The sequence below is a fragment of the Bacillus sp. JJ634 genome (genome assembly GCF_036962285.1).
Classification (GTDB): domain Bacteria; phylum Bacillota; class Bacilli; order Bacillales; family DSM-1321; genus Peribacillus; species Peribacillus asahii_A.
The window spans coordinates 1-21,570 of the sequence record NZ_JBALMU010000027.1 but is presented as its reverse complement, the minus strand read 5'-3'; the positions used below and the strand labels follow the sequence as shown (position 1 = coordinate 21,570).

At 38.5% G+C, this 21,570-nt stretch carries 21 protein-coding genes, 2 tRNA genes and 1 pseudogene; 22 read left to right on the top strand and 2 right to left on the bottom strand.

Annotated features, from left to right (window positions below):
• From yabN to V7068_RS05305, 6 genes are all read left to right on the top strand, one after another.
• Entirely contained in the window at positions 1–1,476 is a 1,476-nt protein-coding gene (gene yabN, locus V7068_RS05330) for a bifunctional methyltransferase/pyrophosphohydrolase YabN (protein ID WP_499711407.1), read from the top strand.
• A 24-nt stretch (positions 1,477–1,500) separates the two neighbouring features.
• Positions 1,501–1,767 carry an RNA-binding S4 domain-containing protein gene (locus V7068_RS05325; RefSeq protein ID WP_119117789.1) on the top strand — a complete coding sequence of 89 codons (267 nt, stop codon included), beginning with the start codon at positions 1,501–1,503 and terminating at the stop codon, positions 1,765–1,767.
• A 73-nt stretch (positions 1,768–1,840) separates the two neighbouring features.
• Positions 1,841–2,149 carry a sporulation protein YabP gene (gene yabP / locus V7068_RS05320; protein WP_119117756.1) on the top strand — a complete coding sequence of 103 codons (309 nt, stop codon included), beginning with the start codon at positions 1,841–1,843 and terminating at the stop codon, positions 2,147–2,149.
• Entirely contained in the window at positions 2,146–2,778 is a 633-nt protein-coding gene (gene yabQ, locus V7068_RS05315) for a spore cortex biosynthesis protein YabQ (protein ID WP_499711405.1), read from the top strand. The genes yabP and yabQ overlap by 4 nt, the downstream gene beginning before the upstream one ends.
• Before the next feature lie 11 nt (positions 2,779–2,789).
• Positions 2,790–3,176 (top strand): FtsB family cell division protein, encoded by a 387-nt coding sequence (locus V7068_RS05310; protein WP_499711403.1) that lies wholly within the window; start codon positions 2,790–2,792, stop codon positions 3,174–3,176.
• Between the two features lie 81 nt (positions 3,177–3,257).
• Positions 3,258–3,704: a S1 domain-containing RNA-binding protein gene (locus V7068_RS05305; RefSeq protein ID WP_375351297.1), complete on the top strand. Its 447-nt coding sequence runs from the start codon at positions 3,258–3,260 to the stop codon at positions 3,702–3,704.
• 186 nt (positions 3,705–3,890) lie between these two features.
• On the opposite strand, the gene V7068_RS05300 is transcribed toward V7068_RS05305, so the two are convergent.
• Both V7068_RS05300 and V7068_RS05295 read right to left on the bottom strand, forming a co-directional pair.
• Positions 3,891–3,962, bottom strand: a tRNA-Glu gene (locus V7068_RS05300).
• Between the two features lie 17 nt (positions 3,963–3,979).
• Positions 3,980–4,053, bottom strand: a tRNA-Met gene (locus V7068_RS05295).
• Between the two features lie 325 nt (positions 4,054–4,378).
• Here V7068_RS05295 and spoIIE point away from each other — a divergent pair.
• From spoIIE to lysS, 16 genes and pseudogenes are all read left to right on the top strand, one after another.
• Positions 4,379–6,852, top strand: a pseudogene (gene spoIIE, locus V7068_RS05290) (stage II sporulation protein E).
• Between the two features lie 66 nt (positions 6,853–6,918).
• The gene (locus tag V7068_RS05285; protein WP_127758623.1) at positions 6,919–7,653 is read left to right on the top strand and encodes a vWA domain-containing protein; all 735 of its coding nucleotides are present in this window, start codon (positions 6,919–6,921) and stop codon (positions 7,651–7,653) included.
• Positions 7,622–8,611 carry a serine/threonine protein kinase PrkT gene (prkT, locus tag V7068_RS05280; RefSeq protein ID WP_499711401.1) on the top strand — a complete coding sequence of 330 codons (990 nt, stop codon included), beginning with the start codon at positions 7,622–7,624 and terminating at the stop codon, positions 8,609–8,611. The genes V7068_RS05285 and prkT overlap by 32 nt, the downstream gene beginning before the upstream one ends.
• Positions 8,612–8,708: 97 nt before the next feature.
• The gene (gene tilS, locus V7068_RS05275; RefSeq protein WP_499711399.1) at positions 8,709–10,103 is read left to right on the top strand and encodes a tRNA lysidine(34) synthetase TilS; all 1,395 of its coding nucleotides are present in this window, start codon (positions 8,709–8,711) and stop codon (positions 10,101–10,103) included.
• 32 nt (positions 10,104–10,135) lie between these two features.
• Positions 10,136–10,675, top strand: coding sequence for a hypoxanthine phosphoribosyltransferase (hpt, locus tag V7068_RS05270; RefSeq protein WP_499711432.1), 540 nt, complete (start codon positions 10,136–10,138; stop codon positions 10,673–10,675).
• Positions 10,676–10,780: 105 nt separating this feature from the next.
• Positions 10,781–12,634 (top strand): ATP-dependent zinc metalloprotease FtsH, encoded by a 1,854-nt coding sequence (ftsH, locus tag V7068_RS05265; protein ID WP_499711398.1) that lies wholly within the window; start codon positions 10,781–10,783, stop codon positions 12,632–12,634.
• A 255-nt stretch (positions 12,635–12,889) separates the two neighbouring features.
• On the top strand, positions 12,890–13,669 hold the full coding sequence (locus V7068_RS05260; RefSeq protein ID WP_127758627.1) for a type III pantothenate kinase: 780 nt from the start codon (positions 12,890–12,892) through the stop codon (positions 13,667–13,669).
• A gap of 34 nt (positions 13,670–13,703) precedes the next feature.
• On the top strand, positions 13,704–14,582 hold the full coding sequence (hslO, locus tag V7068_RS05255; RefSeq protein WP_252288231.1) for an Hsp33 family molecular chaperone HslO: 879 nt from the start codon (positions 13,704–13,706) through the stop codon (positions 14,580–14,582).
• A gap of 21 nt (positions 14,583–14,603) precedes the next feature.
• On the top strand, positions 14,604–15,491 hold the full coding sequence (locus V7068_RS05250; protein ID WP_499711396.1) for a peptidyl-prolyl cis-trans isomerase: 888 nt from the start codon (positions 14,604–14,606) through the stop codon (positions 15,489–15,491).
• Positions 15,492–15,608: 117 nt separating this feature from the next.
• Positions 15,609–16,535: a cysteine synthase A gene (gene cysK / locus V7068_RS05245; protein WP_127758630.1), complete on the top strand. Its 927-nt coding sequence runs from the start codon at positions 15,609–15,611 to the stop codon at positions 16,533–16,535.
• A 133-nt stretch (positions 16,536–16,668) separates the two neighbouring features.
• On the top strand, positions 16,669–17,514 hold the full coding sequence (folP, locus tag V7068_RS05240; protein WP_499711394.1) for a dihydropteroate synthase: 846 nt from the start codon (positions 16,669–16,671) through the stop codon (positions 17,512–17,514).
• A complete protein-coding gene (folB, locus tag V7068_RS05235) occupies positions 17,507–17,866 on the top strand; it encodes a dihydroneopterin aldolase (protein WP_499711392.1) in 360 nt (119 codons plus the stop codon). The genes folP and folB overlap by 8 nt, the downstream gene beginning before the upstream one ends.
• A gap of 2 nt (positions 17,867–17,868) precedes the next feature.
• Complete coding sequence (gene folK / locus V7068_RS05230; RefSeq protein WP_499711390.1) at positions 17,869–18,396, top strand: 2-amino-4-hydroxy-6-hydroxymethyldihydropteridine diphosphokinase; 528 nt, start codon at positions 17,869–17,871, stop codon at positions 18,394–18,396.
• A complete protein-coding gene (locus V7068_RS05225; protein ID WP_127758634.1) occupies positions 18,348–18,584 on the top strand; it encodes a helix-turn-helix domain-containing protein in 237 nt (78 codons plus the stop codon). The genes folK and V7068_RS05225 overlap by 49 nt, the downstream gene beginning before the upstream one ends.
• Before the next feature lies 1 nt (position 18,585).
• Positions 18,586–19,584 carry a tRNA dihydrouridine synthase DusB gene (gene dusB, locus V7068_RS05220; protein WP_499711389.1) on the top strand — a complete coding sequence of 333 codons (999 nt, stop codon included), beginning with the start codon at positions 18,586–18,588 and terminating at the stop codon, positions 19,582–19,584.
• 210 nt (positions 19,585–19,794) lie between these two features.
• Positions 19,795–21,279 (top strand): lysine--tRNA ligase, encoded by a 1,485-nt coding sequence (gene lysS, locus V7068_RS05215; RefSeq protein WP_127758636.1) that lies wholly within the window; start codon positions 19,795–19,797, stop codon positions 21,277–21,279.
• Positions 21,280–21,570 lie beyond the last annotated feature (291 nt).

The following is a 21,570-nucleotide window of genomic DNA, read 5'->3' as shown; positions in this document are numbered from 1 at the left end:
ATGACAAATATGATTACAATCATTGGTCTGGGCGCGGGGGATTTGAATCAGCTCCCACTCGGGATTTATAAGAAGCTTAAGCAGGAAAAGACGTGCTTGGTTCGAACAATGGATCATCCCGTTATTGAAGAGTTAAAAGCTGAAGGGGTGGGGTTTATTAGCTTTGATGCCGTTTATGAAAAGCATGATGGATTTGAAGCTGTTTATGAGGAAATATCCGAAACGCTTTTACAAAAGGCTTCCACTCAACCTATTTTATATGCGGTACCAGGACATCCAATGGTTGCAGAAAAAACCGTGCAATTACTATTAGAAAAAGGTCCAGAGCGCGGCATTACCATTCAGGTAGAAGGGGGACAAAGCTTTTTAGATGCGTTGTTTCAGGCGGTAAAAATGGATCCTATTGATGGATTTCAATTACTGGATGGAACAGCTCTTCATCGGGATGAATTGCAGATTACTCAACATATGATTATTGGACAAGTATACGATATGTTTACTGCTTCCGAAGTGAAGCTGACGCTGATGGAGAAGCTTCCGGATGATTATAATGTATATATCGTGGCAGCTGCAGGGAGCACACAGGAAAAAGTGACGAAAGTTCCATTATATGAGCTTGACCGTCAAATGGAGTTAAGTAATTTAACGAGTGTATATGTGCCACCAGTTAAAGAGGACGAATTGCAATACCGTGAGTTTTCTAAGCTGCGTCAAATTATTGCTAAGCTTAGAGGACCGAATGGCTGTCCGTGGGACCAGAAGCAAACACATGAGAGTTTAAAGAAATATTTAATCGAAGAGGCCTATGAACTAATTGATGCTATTGATGAGCAAGATGATGAGGAAATGATTGGAGAATTAGGAGATGTTCTTCTGCAAGTAATGCTTCATGCACAAATTGGAGAAGATGAAGGCCTGTTTACGGTCGATGATGTTGTCGAAAGTATTTCTGCAAAAATGATTCGTCGTCATCCACATGTATTTGGTGATATTCAAGTAAGTGGAGAAGAAGAGGTTGTTGTCAATTGGCAAAAAATTAAGGAAGAAGAAAAGGGAGAACAAGCAGAAGAGTTTGTTTCTTTACTGGCAGATGTAGAGAAATCCTTGCCAAATTTAATGCGTGCAGAAGCGTATCAAAAGCGAGCGGCAAAAGTTGGATTTGATTGGGATGAAGCAATAGAAGCATGGCAGAAAGTTCGTGAAGAAATAGAAGAAGTGGAGGCAGAAATAAAACGCCAAACGCCAAATATTACCCACATTCAAGATGAACTGGGCGATGTATTTTTTGCACTCGTTAACGTGGCGCGCTTTTATAAAATCGAGCCCGAGGAAGCTGTATACCGAGCAAATCAAAAGTTCTACCGCCGTTTTACTTATATTGAGGATCGTGTTCGCCAAGATAAGAAAAAATTTTCGGATTATACATTGGCTGAGCTTGATCATTTTTGGAATGAGGCAAAGAAAAAAGGATTGTAAGAGAAGGAGGAATCTGCTATGTCAATGAGATTAGATAAGTTTCTAAAAGTATCACGTTTAATTAAGCGCCGTACGTTAGCTAAGGAGGTGGCCGATCAAGGTCGTATTTCCATTAATGGAGTACAAGCGAAGGCGAGCTCGAATGTAAAAGAAGGAGATGAGCTGACGGTTCGCTTTGGCCAAAAACTTGTTACGGTTCGCATTGATAAAATTCAAGAGACAACAAAGAAGGAAGCGGCTGCCGAAATGTATACAGTCGTAAAAGAAGAAAAGCTAGGAAGTGAACAGTAAAAGGAGGCTTGTTCTATTTCTCTTCATCCCCACATACATTTTTAGAAAACTAGTGTTATTGTGAGGGATGAGAATGAGCCAATATGTAGACCCGAACTCAAGCTATTCTAAAGGAACTGTACCAGAACATGATGTGACGATGAGAGGTCGACGCTTACTAGATATTACAGGTGTGAAGCAAGTAGAAAGTTTTGATAATGAAGAATTTTTGCTTGAAACATCGATGGGATTTCTCTCGATCCGCGGGCAAAATTTACAGATGAAGAATTTAGACGTCGATAAAGGTATTGTCTCAATTAAAGGGAAAATCTTTGACCTTGTTTACTTGGATGAACATTCAGGGGAGAAAGCTAAAGGCTTCTTTGGCAAGTTATTCAAATGACGTTAACGACGCAATTTTATACGTTACTAGTAATGGTAGGGATGGGCAGTTTTTTTGGAGCTGCCCTCGATACGTATAGTCGATTTTTAAAGCGTGCTGAACGAAAGCGCTGGATTGTATTTATTCACGATGTGTTATTTTGGGTGATCCAAGGGTTACTCATTTTTTATGTTCTATTTTTAGTGAATGAAGGGGAATTTCGCTTTTATTTATTTCTTGCCTTATTATGCGGCTTCTCTGCTTACCAAGCGTTATTTAAAAATATTTACCAACGCGGATTAGAAATGCTTATTACTATCGTAATTAAATTATACGAATTTACATTAAAGGCATTTCACTATTTACTATTCCTTCCGATAAAATGGATAGCAGTCACAATTTTCACCTTGTGTATAGGCATTTTTAAACTGGTATTTGTTTGTATAAAGTGGCTAGGTAAGTTTATTTTGCTTATTTTACGGATCATTTTTAAACCGCTTCAGTGGATTTTGATAAAACTATGGGAAATGCTGCCGGATACTGTTACAAAAAAGGTCGTAAAGTTTTATAAAAAATTGACAGGAATTTTAATGAAATGCAAGAATGTAATAAAGACATTTTTTAATAGGTGGAGAAAAGAAAAAGATTGAGGTGGAAGGGAATGAAGAGCCTCCGCAAAATAAACGTAACAAAAATGGAAAATGAGTATGTTGTCCAACAAGAAAAAAAAGCTCAGTCCATGAAGAGAAAGAAGCGAGGGTTAAGGCGGCGATTAATGCTATATGGAATCTGCTTGTTCGCTTTTTTCATTTTTGCTGTAGTGACTATCGTATCTCAAAATGCTGCATTGGATGAAAAAGCGCAACAGAGGGAAAAAATCGATAACGAATTAGCGACGCTTAAGAAGGAAGAAAAGGTACTTAAAGAAGAAATTGTAAAGCTGAATGATGATGAGTATATAGCGAAAATCGTAAGACGGGATTACTTCTTATCAGAAGAGGGAGAAATTATTTTTAATTTACCAAAAAATGATGAAGACAGTGACTAATATTGACACTGTTTTTTTCCTTTCGTATTATAATAGATAGTGAAGCGATTTTGAACATTTCTAAGGAGGAACATTTTTTTTATGTCAATCGAAGTAGGCAGCAAGTTACAAGGTAAAGTAACAGGCATTACAAATTTTGGTGCGTTCGTAGAATTACCTGAAGGTGCAACGGGACTTGTCCATATCAGTGAAGTAGCTGATAACTATGTAAAAGATATTAATGATCATCTTAAAGTAGGCGATGCTGTAGAGGTAAAGGTCATTAATGTTGAGAAGGATGGTAAAATCGGCTTATCTATTAAGAAAGCAAAAGATCGTCCAGAAGGACAATCATCTTATTCACAACGTCCGCGCCAAAATAGAGGAAATGACCGTTCTAAGGATTTTCGTTCTAAAGATAATTTCCGTCCAAAGGAAAATTTTGAGACAAAAATGGCAAAGTTCTTAAAAGATAGTGAAGACCGCTTATCTTCCCTCAAACGCAATACCGAAACAAAACGGGGAGGTAGAGGAGGAAGACGCGGGTAGACTGCTGCTGAAAATCATATTCTAGCAATGATCCTGTGAAACCATTTCATATTTTATATAAAGGCAAGCCTTAAAGGGCTTGTTTTTTTATGGTCGAACTTTCTATAAATCTGTTTTATAAAGCTATAAAAAATGCCTTAGGCTTTCTTCTATTAATAGAGAATGAGCCTAAGGCATTTTTGATGATGACCCCTACGGGATTCGAACCCGTGTTACCGCCGTGAAAGGGCGGTGTCTTAACCGCTTGACCAAGGGGCCTATTTAAAAATGAAAGATAGCGGCGGAGGGGATCGAACCCCCGACCTCACGGGTATGAACCGTACGCTCTAGCCAGCTGAGCTACACCGCCATGATACTCTTTTTAAGCACAAGATATATCTTACAATCGCCTTATAAAATTGTCAATAAAAAATTAACCTTTTGTCGTTTTCTAGCATTAGGAAAAATATACTAATGATTTTTTGCGAAAATCAGCTAAAAAAAGGGGGATTTTGAATAGGAAATGGATGTGAATGTTTGGAAAAGGCCCATACGCCTTTAAAAACCTGTATACATGTGGATGTTCAAGGAGAATTCCGTCGAACATTTTTTATAGCCACTTTTAAAATTATGACAAAAAATTGAACAAGCACTCTTTATAATAAAACACACTAAGAAGGATAGGAGTGTGTGTAATGGAAAAAGTGAATCGAAGCTTAATAGAGCCTTTAGGTGAAGTTCAACTGAAGAATGTGAAGGCAGGGGCTATTAATTGGTTTCAAAAGCTACAGGTTAAAATGGAGGATTTATTTTCCAATAAAGGAATTCCAGTAGCTATTATTGGCTTTCTTTTAGGAAGAGCCTTAATTCTGTCACAACTAGCTCCATTTGCACTACCGTTTTTCGCAGCTGTTTTCTTAATACGAAGAGATCATGCCCCATTAGCCCTCATTGGTTTACTTGCAGGAGCTCTCACTCTTCATTATTCTAACAGTCTTGTCATCTTTGCATCGGTCTTTTTATTCCTTATCCTTCATAAAATAAGGAAGCCGGATATCGAAGGGCAATTTAAGACAATCGCACTGTATGTATTTACTTCCTTATTCTTGGCCAATTTAGCCGAGCACTATCTTATCTTTCAATCCATTCAACTTTACGATCTTATGATGATTGGCGTTGAAGCGGGATTAGCGATGATTTTAACGTTAATCTTTATTCAATCTATTCCACTTCTATCGATTAGAAAAAGATCACCAACGTTAAAAACAGAAGAAATTATTAGCATTATTATTTTGCTGGCTTCTGTGATGACAGGAACGATAGGTTGGGTCTTTTATGATATATCATTAGACCATGTTCTTTCACGATACCTTGTACTTCTATTTGGACTGGCAGGTGGTGCGGCTATCGGTTCAACCGTAGGAGTCGTCACAGGTTTAATATTTAGTTTAGCGAGTATAGCTAGTCTCTATCAGATGAGTCTACTTGCTTTTGCAGGTTTACTTGGGGGCCTATTAAAGGAAGGGAAAAAAGCCGGGGTTGCAATTGGTTTATTAATTGCGACGCTGTTAATTGGTTTATACGGTGAAGGGACAGGTAATATTATGATCACCCTCTATGAATCATTAATTGCAGTCGCATTATTTCTCTTAACTCCCACTTCATTAATTCATAAAATTTCTAAACATATCCCTGGGACGACAGAGCATATGGATGAGCAGCAGCAATATGCCCGTAAAGTTCGTGATGTAACAGCTCAACGAGTCGAGCAATTTTCTCACGTGTTTGAAGCTCTGTCTAACAGTTTCTCACAAATAGATGAATATGGAATAAAGGAGGAAGAAGAAAAAGAATTTGATTACTTTTTAGGGAATGTGACTGAAAAGACATGTCAAATGTGCTTTAGAAAAGAACAATGTTGGGTGAAGAACTTTAATACAACTTATGAAGGCATGCACGAAATTATGTATCAACTCAGTGAAAATGATGGGCAGCTTCCACAAAAAACGGCGAATGAGTGGGGGAAATATTGCCGCTCAGGTCCTAGAGTCATTGCGGCCATTGCACATGAGCTTACTTTTTATGAAGCTAATCAAAAATTAAAAAGAAAGGTAAGGGAGAGCAGAAGATTAGTTGCAGATCAATTGCGGGGAGTATCCGCAGTTATGGAGGACTTCGCTAAAGAAATTCAAAGAGAAAGGCAAAGCCATCATCAACATGAAGAATTAATTATGGAGGCGATTCAAGATTTTGGCCTTCATATTGGCCATATTGAAATCTATAACTTAGATCAAGGGAATGTCGATATTGAAATGAGAGTACCTTACTGCCAAGGGAGAGGAGAGTGTGAAAAGTTAATAGCACCAATGCTATCAGATATATTAGGAGAAACTGTAGTTGTTCATTCAGAGCAATGTGCAACGAATCCAGCTGGGGAATGCGAAGTCGGTTTCGTTCAGCTAAAAAGTTTGTAGTTGAAACGGGTGTTGCTCATGCGGCCAAAGGGGGCGGTCTTGTTTCGGGAGATAGCTATACAACACTTGAGATTGGGAGTGGTAAATATGCAGTAGCTATTAGTGATGGAATGGGTAACGGAGAAAGAGCACATTTCGAAAGCATGGAAACATTAAAGCTGTTACAAAAGTTTTTACAGTCAGGGATTGAAGAGAAGATTGCTATTAAATCAGTAAACTCCGTATTATCTCTCCGCACGACCGATGAAATTTTTTCAACGCTGGATTTAGCCATGATTGATTTACAAGATGCTAAAGCAAAATTTTTAAAAGTCTGTTCGATTCCAAGTTTCATAAAAAGAGGAGATAAAATTATTAAAATTGAATCTAGTAACTTACCAATGGGGATTATTGAAGACTTTGATGTAGATGTAGTATCAGAACAGCTGAAAGCAGGCGATGTGCTGATCATGATGAGCGATGGTATTTTTGAAGGACCAGATCATATCGAAAATATTGAATTTTGGATGAAGCGGAAAATTAAAGAGCTGAAAACAGATGATCCACAAGAGATTTCCGATTTAATTTTAGAAGAAGTCATTCGAACGAAAGGAGTAATTGACGATGACATGACGATTGTGACAGCGAAAATTATGCACAATACACCGAAGTGGGCATCTATTCCGGTCGCATCTAAACGTAAAAAAGCGCAGTGATGGTTTGTATAAATAACCCTATTTTAGTCAATTATGTTAAAAGACTGAAAGAAGGGAGACTGACACATGGAAGCAGGAACATTGCGTCAAATATTGCTCATTACGGATGGTTGCTCAAATCAAGGGGAAGATCCTGCAGCGATGGCAGCATTGGCTCGCGAGCGGGGGATTACAGTAAATGTGATTGGTGTTGTAGAAAATGATGTCATTGATGAAAAAGGGATAAAAGAAATTGAAAATATTGCGTTATCAGGTGGTGGTGTAAGTCAAATTGTGTATGCACAGCAATTATCACAAACTGTTCAAATGGTAACACAAAAAGCGATGACTCAAACGATACAAGGGGTGATTAATCGAGAGCTTAAGCACATATTAGGAGAGTCTAAGAAGCTTGAGGATTTACCGCCGGATACACGAGGAGAAGTGATGGAGGTGGTCGATGAGCTTGGAGAAACGAGTAAGCTTGAAGTATTAGTGCTTGTGGATACAAGTGCCAGCATGAAGCATAAATTGCCTACAGTAAAGGATTCGCTGCTCGACTTATCACTCAGTATGAATGCAAGAATAGGTGAAAATCGCTTTTCTGTTTTTGTATTTCCCGGGAAAAAGAAAGATGTTGAAAAATTACTAGAATGGACGCCAGAGCTTAATGCATTATCAAAAATCTTTCCGAAGTTAACAACAGGAGGGATTACGCCAACAGGTCCAGCCATTCGTGAAGCATTATCATATTTTAATAAAAAGCGTTCATTAAGGGGCTTATTATCACATGATGAACAATACTATGAGGACTCAATGTAAACTTAAAAAAGGTGATCGCATTACCGGAAAATGGAATGCAAATGAGTACACAGTTATCAAGGAGTTAGGATACGGTGCAAATGGAGTTGTCTACTTAGTTGAAAGTAAAAATCAGCCATTTGCCTTAAAACTAAGTGACAATGGTACGTCCATTATTTCTGAGATGAATACTCTTAAATCCTTTTCTAAGGTCCATGGGTCTGCCATTGGACCTTATTTTTTGGAAGCGGATGATTTTCAGCGACAAGGTGCTACTTTGCCGTTTTATGTAATGGAGTATATTAAAGGCGAAGGGCTTTTAGAGTTTATAGAGAAGAAGGGAACAGCTTGGATTGGTGTGCTTATGCTTCAGCTTCTAACGAGTTTAGTGGAATTACATAAACATGGGTGGGTGTTTGGGGACTTAAAACCGGAGAATTTAATTGTCTCCATGCCTGCTTACCGAGTACGTTGTGTCGATGTAGGAGGAACAACAGCGATAGGACGTGCTATTAAAGAGTTTACTGAATTTTTCGATAGAGGATACTGGGGATTAGGTTCTCGTAAAGCAGACCCATCATATGACTTGTTTGCTGTAGCAATGATTATGCTTAATGCTGCTTATCCAACTCGCTTTTCTAAAAAAGGGGAAGGATATATGCAATTAAAAGAGCGAATTATTCAGAAGCAAGTATTGAAGCCCTATCGAAAGATGTTGGAAAAAGCATTGCTTGGGAAATATACATCAGCAGAAGAAATGCGCCAAGATTTAATTACTATTTTAAGTCAACCAAGTGATCAACCCATTCCCAAAACGCAAAAAGTGCAAAAAACTAAACCAACTCAATCAACAAAACAAGCAAGTCGTCTGCAGCAAAAGGCAAGACAAAAAAAGAAAGGTCACTTTGTGGAAACGTTTGTCCTTGTAGCAGTTATTTCTTTGTTGTACGCTCTTTACATGTATGATCAATTGTTATGATATAGTAAATTATATACAAAAAAATTGAAACAATTTGCCTGTTGAATCGTATACATAGAGGGAGATGGGCAGACTGTCAACAAAGAAGGAAGAGAGTATGTTACAGCATAAAGTGCTTCATGTCATTCATAAGCATAAGTTAATAGAAAAGAATGCAAAGTTATTAGTAGGGGTTTCAGGAGGCCCTGATTCACTTGTATTGTTACATGTTCTGAAACAATTGCAGAAGGTAATGGAGTGGGACCTTTTTGTGGCTCATGTCGATCACATGTTTCGCGGAGAAGAGTCTTATGAAGATTATTTGTTTGTAGAGAAGATTTGTAAAGAATGGGACATTGTATTTGAAGGGTGTCGAATCGATGTACCGGCACATATGAAACAGACAGGTGAGAGCACGCAGCTTGCTGCAAGGAAATTACGCTTTGAACTTTTTGCAGAATTGATGAAGAAATACGGGTGTTCGACGCTTGTTCTTGGTCATCACGGTGATGATCAAGTAGAAACGATGCTGATGCGTATGACAAGGGGAGCAACCGGAACAGCGAGAGCTGGTATTCCATTGAAACGTCCGTTCAAGGATGGGAAAATTGTTCGACCATTTCTTGCTGTAACAAAGGCAGATATTTATGAATATGCTAGGACTCATTCCTTGCAACCGAGGATAGATCCTAGTAATGCCAAGAACGATTATGTAAGAAATCGCTTTCGACATGAGGTATTGCCTTTTTTAAAGCAAGAAAATCCGCTTGTTCATGAACAATTTCAACGTTTCAGTGAAGAAATTTACGAAGATGAAGCTTTTTTGCACGACTTGGTTTTAAAAAAAATGGATGGGATTTGGGTGAAAAAAGAGAAAGGTTATGCATCTATTCAGATTGATTCCATACTTGCGATGCCTAAGCCTTTACAAAGGAGAGCGATTCAACTAATATTAAATTATCTTTACTTAGATAGACCATCATCGCTTTCAGCACTACATATTGATCAGCTTTTATCTTTATTTTTGAATCCTCAACCATCTGCTGAATTGCATCTTCCGGAGGGCCTCATTGTAGAAAAATCGTATCATATATGTACCTTTCGTTTTTTTAAACGGGAAACCGTGAATTATTCCCTTTTATTACAAATTCCTGGTGATACGTTTCTTCCGAATGGATATAGGATTAAAGCACAGTATATAGAAGGAGACATTCCTGCTATAAGTGGAAATGATTTTTGTATTATTCCTTACTCGATGGTTACTTTTCCTTTAACGGTCCGTACAAGACATATGGGGGATCGCATGAAAGTCAAAGGTTTAGGCGGGACAAAGAAAATAAAGGATATTTTTATTGATGAGAAGGTCCCTATTTTTAAACGAAATGATTGGCCTATTGTTGTCGATGGAATGGGACACATCATTTGGCTTCCGGGTCTAAAAAAATCCTACATAGAATCAGAAAGTGTAATCGATGAATCGTCTTTAATTTATTTACAATATAAGAAAGCTTAATTCTTCATAGGGGGCAATTAATAACAATGACCATGAAAAATGACATTGAAAAAGTGTTAATAACTGAGGAAGAACTTCAAAGTAAAATTAAGGAATTAGCAGCACAGCTTGAAAATGACTACCAAGATAAATTTCCATTAGCTGTTGGAGTGTTAAAAGGAGCTCTGCCGTTTATGAGTGACTTATTAAAAAGAATGGATGCCCATTTAGAAATGGACTTCATGGATGTTTCAAGCTATGGTAACTCGACTGTATCTTCCGGTGAAGTGAAAATCGTTAAAGATTTGAACGCATCTGTAGAAGGCAGAGATGTCTTGATTATTGAAGATATTATTGATAGCGGTTTAACATTAAGCTACTTGGCGGAATTATTCAGATACCGCAAAGCTAAATCGGTCAGAATCGTGACATTGTTAGATAAGCCTACAGGAAGAAAAGTAGATATAAAACCAGATTATGCAGGTTTTATCGTGCCAGATGCCTTTGTTGTTGGCTATGGCTTGGATTATGCAGAAAGATACCGTAATCTACCTTATATCGGCGTATTAAAGCCTGAGATTTACAACAGCTGATTCAGCTGAACACCAATAAAAACAGCGGTGTTAAAATATTGTAAACGAATAATTTTCTATGATACTATTTACTATAGTTTGTTGACTCATGGGAGGAGGTAGGGTATGAATCGGATCTTCCGTAATACGATATTTTATTTATTGATCTTTTTGGTCATTATTGGGATTGTTAGTATTTTTAACAATAACAATGAACCGACTGAGACTATTACCCAAGACCAGCTTTATAAAAACTTGGAAGATGGGAAAGTAAAATCATTAACCATGCAGCCTGAAAGTGGCGTTTATGAAATTATAGGGCAGCTTGAAGGGTATAAAGAAGGTCAATATTTTGTAACATATATCCCACCAAATGAATATTATCAAGCAAAAATTGGTGAGATTGTTGACAAGCAAGGAATTGAAAAATTTGATGTAAAACCTGCGGAAAAAACAAGTGGTTGGGTAACGTTCTTTACAGGAATTATTCCATTTGTTATCATCTTCATTCTCTTTTTCTTCTTACTTAACCAAGCTCAAGGTGGCGGCGGCGGCCGTGTAATGAACTTTGGGAAAAGTAAAGCTAAGCTATACAATGATGATAAGAAGAAAGTTCGCTTCAATGATGTAGCAGGAGCAGATGAAGAGAAGCAGGAGCTTGTCGAAGTGGTTGAATTTTTAAAAGACCCTCGAAAGTTCGCTGAGCTAGGTGCTCGTATACCAAAAGGGGTGCTTTTAGTGGGACCTCCTGGTACGGGTAAAACATTACTTGCGAAAGCAGTAGCTGGTGAAGCGGGTGTTCCATTCTTCTCTATCAGTGGTTCAGATTTCGTTGAGATGTTTGTCGGAGTAGGGGCTTCGCGCGTGCGTGATTTGTTTGAAAATGCTAAGAAAAATGCTCCGTGTATTATCTTTATTGACGAAATTGATGCTGTTGGACGCCAACGTGGTGCAGGACTTGGAGGCGGGCATGATGAGCGTGAACAAACGCTTAACCAATTGCTTGTTGAAATGGATGGTTTTGGTGGAAATGAAGGGATTATCATGATTGCTGCAACAAACCGTGCAGACATTCTTGACCCTGCGTTATTAAGACCGGGCCGTTTTGACCGTCAAATTACAGTTGGTCGCCCAGATGTAAAAGGTCGTGAAGAAGTATTAAAAGTACATGCTCGTAATAAACCATTAGCAGATAGTGTTGATCTAAAGGCTATTGCACAACGTACACCAGGATTCTCTGGAGCGGACCTTGAAAACTTATTAAATGAAGCGGCTCTTGTGGCAGCTCGTCAGAATAAGAAAACAATTGATATGTCTGACTTAGATGAAGCATCTGACCGTGTTATTGCAGGACCTGCTAAGAAAACGCGTGTTATTTCTAAGAAAGAGCGTAATATTGTAGCTTGGCATGAAGCAGGGCATACAATTATCGGTTTAGTATTGGATGATGCAGAAGTGGTACATAAGGTAACGATTGTTCCACGTGGTCAAGCAGGCGGGTATGCGGTAATGTTGCCGAAGGAAGATCGTTTCTTTATGACAGAGCCAGAGCTGAAGGATAAAATTGTTGGTTTGCTTGGTGGACGTGTAGCGGAAGAAATTACGTTTGGTGAGGCAAGTACAGGTGCTCATAACGATTTCCAACGTGCTACTGGTATTGCTCGCAGTATGGTTATGGAGTACGGGATGAGCAAGTTAGGTCCGCTTCAATTCGGAAGCTCTCAAGGTCAAGTATTTTTAGGTCGTGATTTTAATAACGAACAAAATTACTCCGATAAGATTGCTTATGAAATTGATTTAGAAGTACAACGAATCATTAATGAGTCTTATGAAAGATGTAAGCAAATTCTTACAGAAAATCGTGAGAAGTTAGATTTAGTAGCAAGAACGTTACTTGATGTGGAAACACTAGACCAAGAACAAATCCAAAGTCTGTACCGTGAGGGGAAACTACCGGATNNATGTAAAGGTAAAGATTAATGCCAAAAAAGAAGATTCGACACCTTTTGAAGGGAATCAAGCACCTTCTTTAGAAAAGGGTCCAAAAGATACAAATAATAAGTTATGATTGTATAACGAGAAAAAGGTATTCCTAGATGGAATACCTTTTTCTCGCTTAGTAATTACTTATCTTATTCTCAGAATATGACAAGATACTTTCGTTTTACTTCTATTATCGTGTAAAATAATGATTAAGTGTGACGTAGGAGAATAATTTATTAGGGGGATAGAACGATGATTTTTGTATTAGATGTTGGAAATACAAATACAGTCTTAGGGGTATATGAGGATGATATTTTGAAATATCATTGGCGAATTGAGACAAATCGTCATAAGACAGAAGATGAGTATGGAATGATCATTAAATCTTTATTACAGCATGAGGGGCTATCTTTTGACCAATTTGATGGCATGATTATATCTTCTGTTGTGCCTCCTATTATGTTTGCGCTAGAGAGAATGTGTAAGAAATATTTTGGTATTAAGCCGTTGGTTGTTGGACCAGGTATTAAGACAGGGTTAGACATTAAATATGAAAACCCGCGTGAAGTAGGTGCGGACCGAATTGTGAATGCTGTTGCTGGTATTCACGAATTTGGAAGCCCTCTCATTATTGTGGATTTTGGAACAGCAACAACTTATTGTTACATTAATGAAGACAAACAATATATGGGTGGAGCAATTGCCCCTGGGATTAATATTTCAACGGAGGCTCTTTATTCAAAAGCAGCGAAGCTACCGAGAATTGAAATTAGCCGTCCGGAGGGTGTAATTGGTAAAAATACTGTTTCAGCCATGCAGTCTGGTATTTTATATGGTTATGTAGGACAAGTAGAAGGCATTGTTGCTCGAATTAAGGAGCAAAGTAAAATCGAGCCGCTTGTTATCGCGACAGGAGGACTTGCACCGTTAATTGCTAATGAATCCACGGCGATTGATATTGTAGAACCGTTTTTAACGTTAAAGGGACTTCAGTTAATTTATAAGCGGAATCGTGAACAAGTAAAGAATTAAAGAATTAAAGGCAGCTAGGAAAGGGGCAAAAGTAGTGAAAGATTATTTAGTAAAGGCATTGGGATATAATGGACAGGTGCGTGCGTATGCCGTTTCTACGACAGAAACAGTGGGAGAAGCTCAGCGCCGTCATTATACATGGCCAACTGCTTCTGCTGCATTAGGTCGTGCTATGACAGCGGGTTTGATGATGGGAGCTATGTTAAAAGGTGAGGAAAAGCTCACGATTAAAATCGAAGGTGGCGGGCCAATCGGTGCCATTCTAGTGGATAGCAATGCAAAAGGTGAAGTGCGCGGCTATGTAACGAATCCACACGTTCATTTCGATTTAAATGAGCATGGTAAATTGGATGTAAGACGAGCAGTCGGTACCGATGGGATGTTAACGATTGTAAAGGATATTGGATTACGTGATCACTTTACTGGCCAAGTTCCGATTGTATCAGGAGAGCTTGGTGAAGATTTCACTTACTATTTTGCTACTTCAGAGCAAGTTCCGTCATCAGTAGGTGTAGGCGTGCTTGTGAATCCGGATAACTCTATTCAAACAGCTGGTGGTTTTATTATTCAATTAATGCCTGGAACAGACGATTCAACTATTACAGAAATTGAAAATCGATTGCAGAGTATTCCGCCTGTTTCAAAAATGATTCAAGCAGGATTAACGCCTGAAGAAATTTTGGACCAACTTTTAGGAGAAGGAAATGTAAAGGTGTTAGAGAAAATGCCAGTATCGTTTCAATGCCAATGTTCAAGAGAGAGAATTTCAAATGCCTTAATCAGCTTAGGGAAAGCAGAAATTCAGGACATTATTGAAGAAGAAGGTAAGGCGGAAGCACAGTGTCACTTTTGTAATGAACAATATCAATTTTCTAAAGAAGAGCTTGAGGAATTAGCGGCAGAAGCAAAATAAAGGCCAACGGGGGAAGGATAGTTGTCGAAGAAGCGGTTAAGATCTATGGTTGCTGGTCTTGCTTTGTTAAATCTGATTACGATTGTCGTATTTGCGATTTGGCCGATGTTTAACTCTCGAACGGTTGGCGGAGGAGAAACGGTAGCTCAAATTGGTGATGTAGGTATCTCAAGAGAGAGTTGGATAAATGAGCTAGAACAACGGTACGGGAAAGATGTGCTCAAAGAAATGGTTGATGAGGAAGTCGTAAAACAAATGGCTGAGAAATATGATGTAAGCGTCACAGACCAGGAAATTGAGCGCGAATATAAGATAATGAAAACGTTATATGGAACCTACGAACAATCACAAAGTCAGTCTGAAGACCAGAGAAAGGCTCAAATCAAAGCAGACTTATTATTAGAAGAGATTTTGACGAAAGATGTAAGCGTATCGGAAACAGAAATAAAAAACTATTATAACGACAATCAGGATTTATTTCGAATCCCGACTACTTATCGAATTTCTCACTTAACAACAACGACAAAAAGTGAGGCGGATAAAGTAGTGAAAGAGCTGACAAAGGGCGTTTCTTTTCAGGTGTTAGCTATGGAGAAATCTCTTGATGAGTTTACAGCTAATCAAGGCGGGGCGATGGGTTTTATTTCTGAAGATAATGAACGAGTGCCAAAGGTCTATATTGAGACGGCGGCATCAATGAAAACAAATGATTGGAGCAAGCCGATTCAAATTGAAGAAGGCTGGGCGGTTCTATATCTTCATGAAAAAATTAAAGGAGAGCAATTCTCTTATGATGAAGTGAAACAACAGATTCGTCGTCAATTAGCTATGGAACATATTCAAACATCTGTATCTAGCGAACTATTTTGGGATGAACTAGAAGTTGAATGGTTTTATGGTGTGAAATAAGTAAAAACTACTAGAAGAAAGTAGAAAATAGTTGACAATAGTCTATACAATCTGATAATTTTAAATTAATAAAACCAATATACTTACTAGGTATTTAAAAATGAAGGAGTGAACGAAATGGCACGTATTGCTAATTCCGTACTTGAATTAATTGGTCAAACACCAATTGTAAAATTAAACAGAATTCCAGAAGAAAACATCGCAGATATTTACTTGAAACTAGAGTACTTTAATCCAGGGAGCAGTGTAAAAGATCGTATTGCACTTGCAATGGTTGAGGCAGCTGAAAAAAGCGGTCAATTAAAAGAGGGCGATACAATTATTGAGCCTACAAGTGGAAATACAGGAATTGGTCTAGCATTAGTTGCATCTGCTAAAGGATATAAATCCATTCTTGTTATGCCGGAAACAATGAGCTTAGAGCGTCGTAACTTACTTCGTGCATATGGTGCGGAATTAGTTCTTACTCCAGGGCCAGAAGGTATGAAAGGTGCTATTGCTAAAGCAGAAGAATTAGCAAAAGAGAAAGGCTATTTCTTACCTCAACAATTTAACAATACAGCAAACCCTGAAGTTCACCGTCAAACAACAGGTCCTGAGATTGTTGAAGCTTTTGGTGATGAAGGATTAGATGCTTTCATTGCTGGTATCGGTACAGGTGGAACAATTACAGGTGCTGGTGAAGTGTTACGTGAGAAATATCCAAACATTAAGATTTACGCGGTGGAGCCGAAAGATTCTCCAGTTTTATCAGGTGGAAAACCAGGCCCTCATAAAATTCAAGGAATTGGTGCAGGTTTTGTACCAAGCATCTTGAATACTGAGTTATATGATGGAATTATTCAAATTACAACGGAAGAAGCATTTGAATATGCTCGCCGTGCTGCGAAAGAAGAAGGAATCTTAGGTGGTATTTCTTCAGGAGCTGCGATTAGTGCTGCAATTAAAGTAGCTAAAGAGTTAGGTGCGGGTAAAAAAGTACTAGCTATTATTCCAAGTAACGGAGAGCGTTATTTAAGTACACCTCTTTATCACTTTGAATAATCTTGGTAGGAATAGTAAAAGGCAAAGTTCCTTTAGGGGCTTTGCTTTTTTTAGTTGTGTAACTTGCGTTTTGCCTTTGAAAGTGAGTACACTCAGTATGTGAATTTTTTGATGAGATGAAGGAGAGTAAGAAATGTCGGGAATAAGTAATTTGCAAACAAAATGCGGCCCTTATACGCTTGATTATCAAAAGAAAACGTATATTATGGGCATTTTAAATGTTACACCAGATTCTTTTTCAGATGGCGGTCGCTACGATCATATTGATGCAGCCCTAAGACATGCAGAGCAAATGGTAGAGGATGGAGCAGATTTAATCGATATCGGGGGAGAGTCAACACGCCCGAATTATGAGCGAATTCCAGATGAAGAAGAAATAGAGCGTGTCGCACCTGTTATTGAAGCGATTTCTAAACGGATTGATGTCCCGCTTTCAATTGATACGTATAAATCAAAGGTCGCAAAAGCTGCGATTGAAGCAGGTGCTCATATTATTAATGATATATGGGGAGCGAAGGCTGACCCTGAAATGGCAAAGGTCGCAGCTCAATATCAAGTGCCGATTATCCTCATGCACAATCGCGAGGGGCAAACCTATCAACATTTTATGCGTGATGCACTGCAAGACTTGTATGAAAGCATCGCTCTTGTAAAAGCGGCCGGTGTAAGAGAGGAACAAATTATCTTGGATCCAGGGATTGGATTTGCCAAAGATGTCACACTGAATTTAGAAATGATGCGAAATCTTGATACGCTTGTGGCATTAGGTTATCCGGTCTTGTTGGCTACATCTCGTAAATCTATGATCGGACATGTATTAGATTTGCCGCCGGTAGAGCGTGTAGAAGGTACGGCTGCTACGATTTGCTTCGGTATTGGACAAGGATGCCAGCTTGTTCGAGTACATGATGTGAAAGAAATGGCGCGTACAGCAAAGATGATGGATGCGCTTGTTAAGAAAGGAGAATACAGTGGATAAAATTTATCTAAACGAAATGGAGTTTTATGGATATCACGGTGTGTTTCCAGAAGAAACAAAACTTGGACAACGATTTGTTGTTGATATAGTAGTGGAGACGGATTTAGCAAAAGCAGGTCAAACGGATTGCTTAGATGACTCTATTAACTATGGTGAATTATTTGAAGTAGTTCAAGGGATTGTGGAAGGAGAGCCGATGAAGCTGCTTGAAGCAGTTGCTGAAACCATTTCAACAAAGCTATTGGAGAAATTCCCTAGCATTCAAAATTGTACGGTAAAAGTAATCAAGCCTAATCCGCCGATACGAGGGCATTATAAATCGGTTGCAATTGAAATTACGAGAGGGAGATAACGATGGAGAATATCGCATACCTTTCGATTGGGTCCAACATCGGCAATCGACTTGCTACTTTTCATGAAGCGCTTCGATTATTAGATGGTAATGAATCGGTAAATATTGTCGGCTGTTCATCTTTGTATGAAACAGATCCTGTAGGATATACAGATCAAGATTGCTTTTTAAATGCGGTAATTAAAGTTTTTACTTCTTTAAGCCCCGAAGAATTGCTGCAAACTTGTTTGAATATCGAAACAAAATTAGGGAGAAAGAGGGAAATTAGATGGGGGCCTCGGACCTTAGACCTTGACATTTTGTTATATAATCAAGAAAATATTGAGACAGAGAGTCTTTCTGTTCCACATCCTCGGATGCAAGAAAGAGCATTTGTGATAGTTCCACTATTGGAATTAGACCCAGACATCAAACTTCCGAACGTAAACGCATCTTTGAACGATATTCTAAATCAGATACCGGATAAAGAAGGAGTACGATTATGGAAGCGGAAAAATGGGGGCGACGTATTCGGGCTTTTCGAAAGTTAAAAGGGTTTACACAAGAACAATTTGCGAAAGAAATAGGTGTATCTGTTTCTTTTTTAGGTGAAGTAGAAAGAGGAAACAAAGTACCGCCAGATTATTTTTTACAAGATGTGTCGGATATGCTCAGTGTGTCATTAGAAGAGCTGCAACCGCTAGATGATAAGAAAGAGAAAAGTAAGGGAGGCCCATAGTTTGTTGAAGATTGGAAATGTTGAAATAAGTAATCCTGTTGTGCTGGCTCCTATGGCTGGTGTTTGCAATTCGGCTTTCCGTTTAACAGTAAAGGAGTTTGGCGCAGGACTTGTGTGTGCTGAAATGATTAGTGACAAAGGGATTAATCTTAAGAACAAAAAAACAATGGGTATGCTATATATAGATGAACGTGAAAATCCATTGAGCTTACAAATTTTCGGCGGCGAAAAAGAATCACTTGTGCAAGCGGCTAAGTTTGTGGATAAAAACACAAATGCTGATATTATTGATATTAATATGGGGTGCCCCGTTTCTAAAATTATTAAATGTGAAGCAGGAGCAAGATGGCTGCTTGATCCAAATAAAATTTATGATATGGTGTCAGCGGTTGTTGATGCAGTTGATAAACCAGTTACGGTGAAAATGCGTATCGGTTGGGATGACAATCATATTTTTGCTGTCGAGAATGCAAGAGCGGTAGAACGTGCTGGCGGCAGTGCGGTAGCTGTACACGGCAGAACGCGTGTTCAAATGTATGAAGGAAAAGCAAACTGGGATATTATTCGAGATGTGAAAAATGCAGTGAACATTCCGGTTATCGGGAATGGGGATGTTGTAACGCCTCAAGACGCTAAAAGAATGCTAGACGGGGTCGGTGTTGATGGTGTTATGATTGGCCGTGCTGCACTTGGGAATCCATGGATGATTTATCAAACTGTTAAATACTTAGAATCAGGTGTACTAATGCCGGAGCCAAGTGTACGTGAAAAAATGGATGTATGCGTACTCCACATGGACCGCCTTATTGCCTTGAAAAATGAAAATATTGCAGTACGTGAGATGCGTAAGCACGCTGCTTGGTATTTAAAAGGTGTTCAAGGGAATGGAAAAGCACGTAAAGAGATTAACGAATGTAATACACGAGAAGATGTTGTGAAGCTTCTATACGGTCTTGTAGAAGAAATTGAAGCGAAAGAACAAAATATGCAAATGGTGTAAACGTTTGACATTGTGTCGGCGTTTCCCTATAATACGCTTAACTTCAACTGCCGGATTTTCTGGCAGTTTTTATATGGGCTGAAAACGTAAATATTTCAGTTAAAAGGCTTGTTCGATTTCTTTGTTTTATGTAAGAATAAATAAGGATGTTAAACAATCAATCGCATACGGTTATATAATGCTGAAAAATACAGACGGAGATGATATTCGATGAGTCATGAAGAATTAAATGACCAATTGCAAGTAAGACGAGATAAAATGCAAGCGATGCAAGAAGGTGGGAAGGATCCATTTGGCAGCCGCTTTGATCGTACACATACAGCAGCAGAAATTAAAGAAGCGTATGGTGATATTTCTAAGGAAGAGCTGGAAGAAAAAGAAATCCAGGTAACGATTGCAGGACGTGTGATGACGAAACGTGGAAAAGGAAAAGCTGGGTTTGCGCATATTCAAGATATTAGTGGGCAAATTCAAATCTACGTAAGAAAAGATGCAGTCGGTGAAGAACCGTATCAAGATTTCGGACAAACGGATTTAGGAGACCTTGTTGGTGTAACAGGTGTTGTGTTTAAAACAAATGTAGGAGAGCTTTCAATCAAGGCAAAAGAGTATGTATTTTTAACAAAAGCTCTTCGTCCGCTTCCTGATAAATTCCATGGTTTAAAGGATGTTGAGGAGCGCTATCGTAAACGCTATGTCGACTTAATTACGAATGAGGAAAGCAAGCATACTTTTATTTTGCGCAGTAAAATCATTCAAGAAATCCGTCGTTATTTAGATGGACAAGGATTCTTGGAAGTAGAAACACCAATGTTGCATTCAGTTGCTGGTGGAGCGGCTGCTCGTCCATTCAATACACACCACAATGCATTAGATATGCCTTTGCACCTTCGTATTGCGATTGAGCTTCATTTGAAGCGTTTAATCGTCGGCGGAATGGAAAAGGTATATGAAATTGGTCGTGTATTCCGTAACGAAGGGGTATCAACAAGACACAACCCTGAATTTACAATGATTGAATTATATGAAGCGTATGCAGATTATAAGGACATTATGAGTTTAACAGAGAACTTAGTGGCACATGTAGCGCAAGAGGTACTAGGTACAACAACCATCCAATACGGTGAATATGAAATTGATTTAAAACCTGAGTGGAAACGACTTCACATGGTTGATGCGGTTAAAGAATATACAGGAGTAGACTTCTGGAAGCACATGACGAAAGAAGAAGCTCAACAATTAGCGAAAGAGCATAATATTGAAATAAAAGATACGATGGAATTTGGCCATATTGTAAATGAATTCTTTGAACAAGTAGTAGAGGAAAAATTAATTCAACCAACTTTTATTTATGGTCATCCAGTTGAAATTTCGCCATTAGCAAAGAAAAATCCAGAAGATCCACGTTTCACAGATCGCTTTGAGTTGTTCATTGTAGCTCGCGAACACGCAAATGCTTTCACAGAGTTAAATGATCCGATCGATCAGCGTCAACGTTTCGAAGCACAATTAGTAGAACGTGAACAAGGGAACGATGAAGCGCATGAAATGGATGAAGACTTCATTGAAGCATTAGAATACGGTATGCCTCCCACTGGTGGTTTAGGAATTGGTATCGATCGTTTAGTTATGCTGTTAACGAATTCTCCATCAATTCGCGATGTTCTATTATTCCCATTAATGCGTCACCGTTAATGGAAGAGAAGGTAAACTAAATCGAGTACGAACAGTCTTTTAAAAAGACTGCTTCGTATTCGATTTTTTATTTAATACCTTTAGTTACAAAAACTAGTTGTATAATTTTTTAAAAAAAGTATTGCAACGAAGATACAATGGTGGTATATTTATATCTGTTGTTACGAGCGAGTCACATACAGATTAAGAAAGTAAAACAAATCTTAAAAAAGTGTTGACGAGGATTCGCGAAAATGATATTATATAAAAGTTGCTTCGTTAGGAAGTAACGAACATTGCTCTTTGAAAACT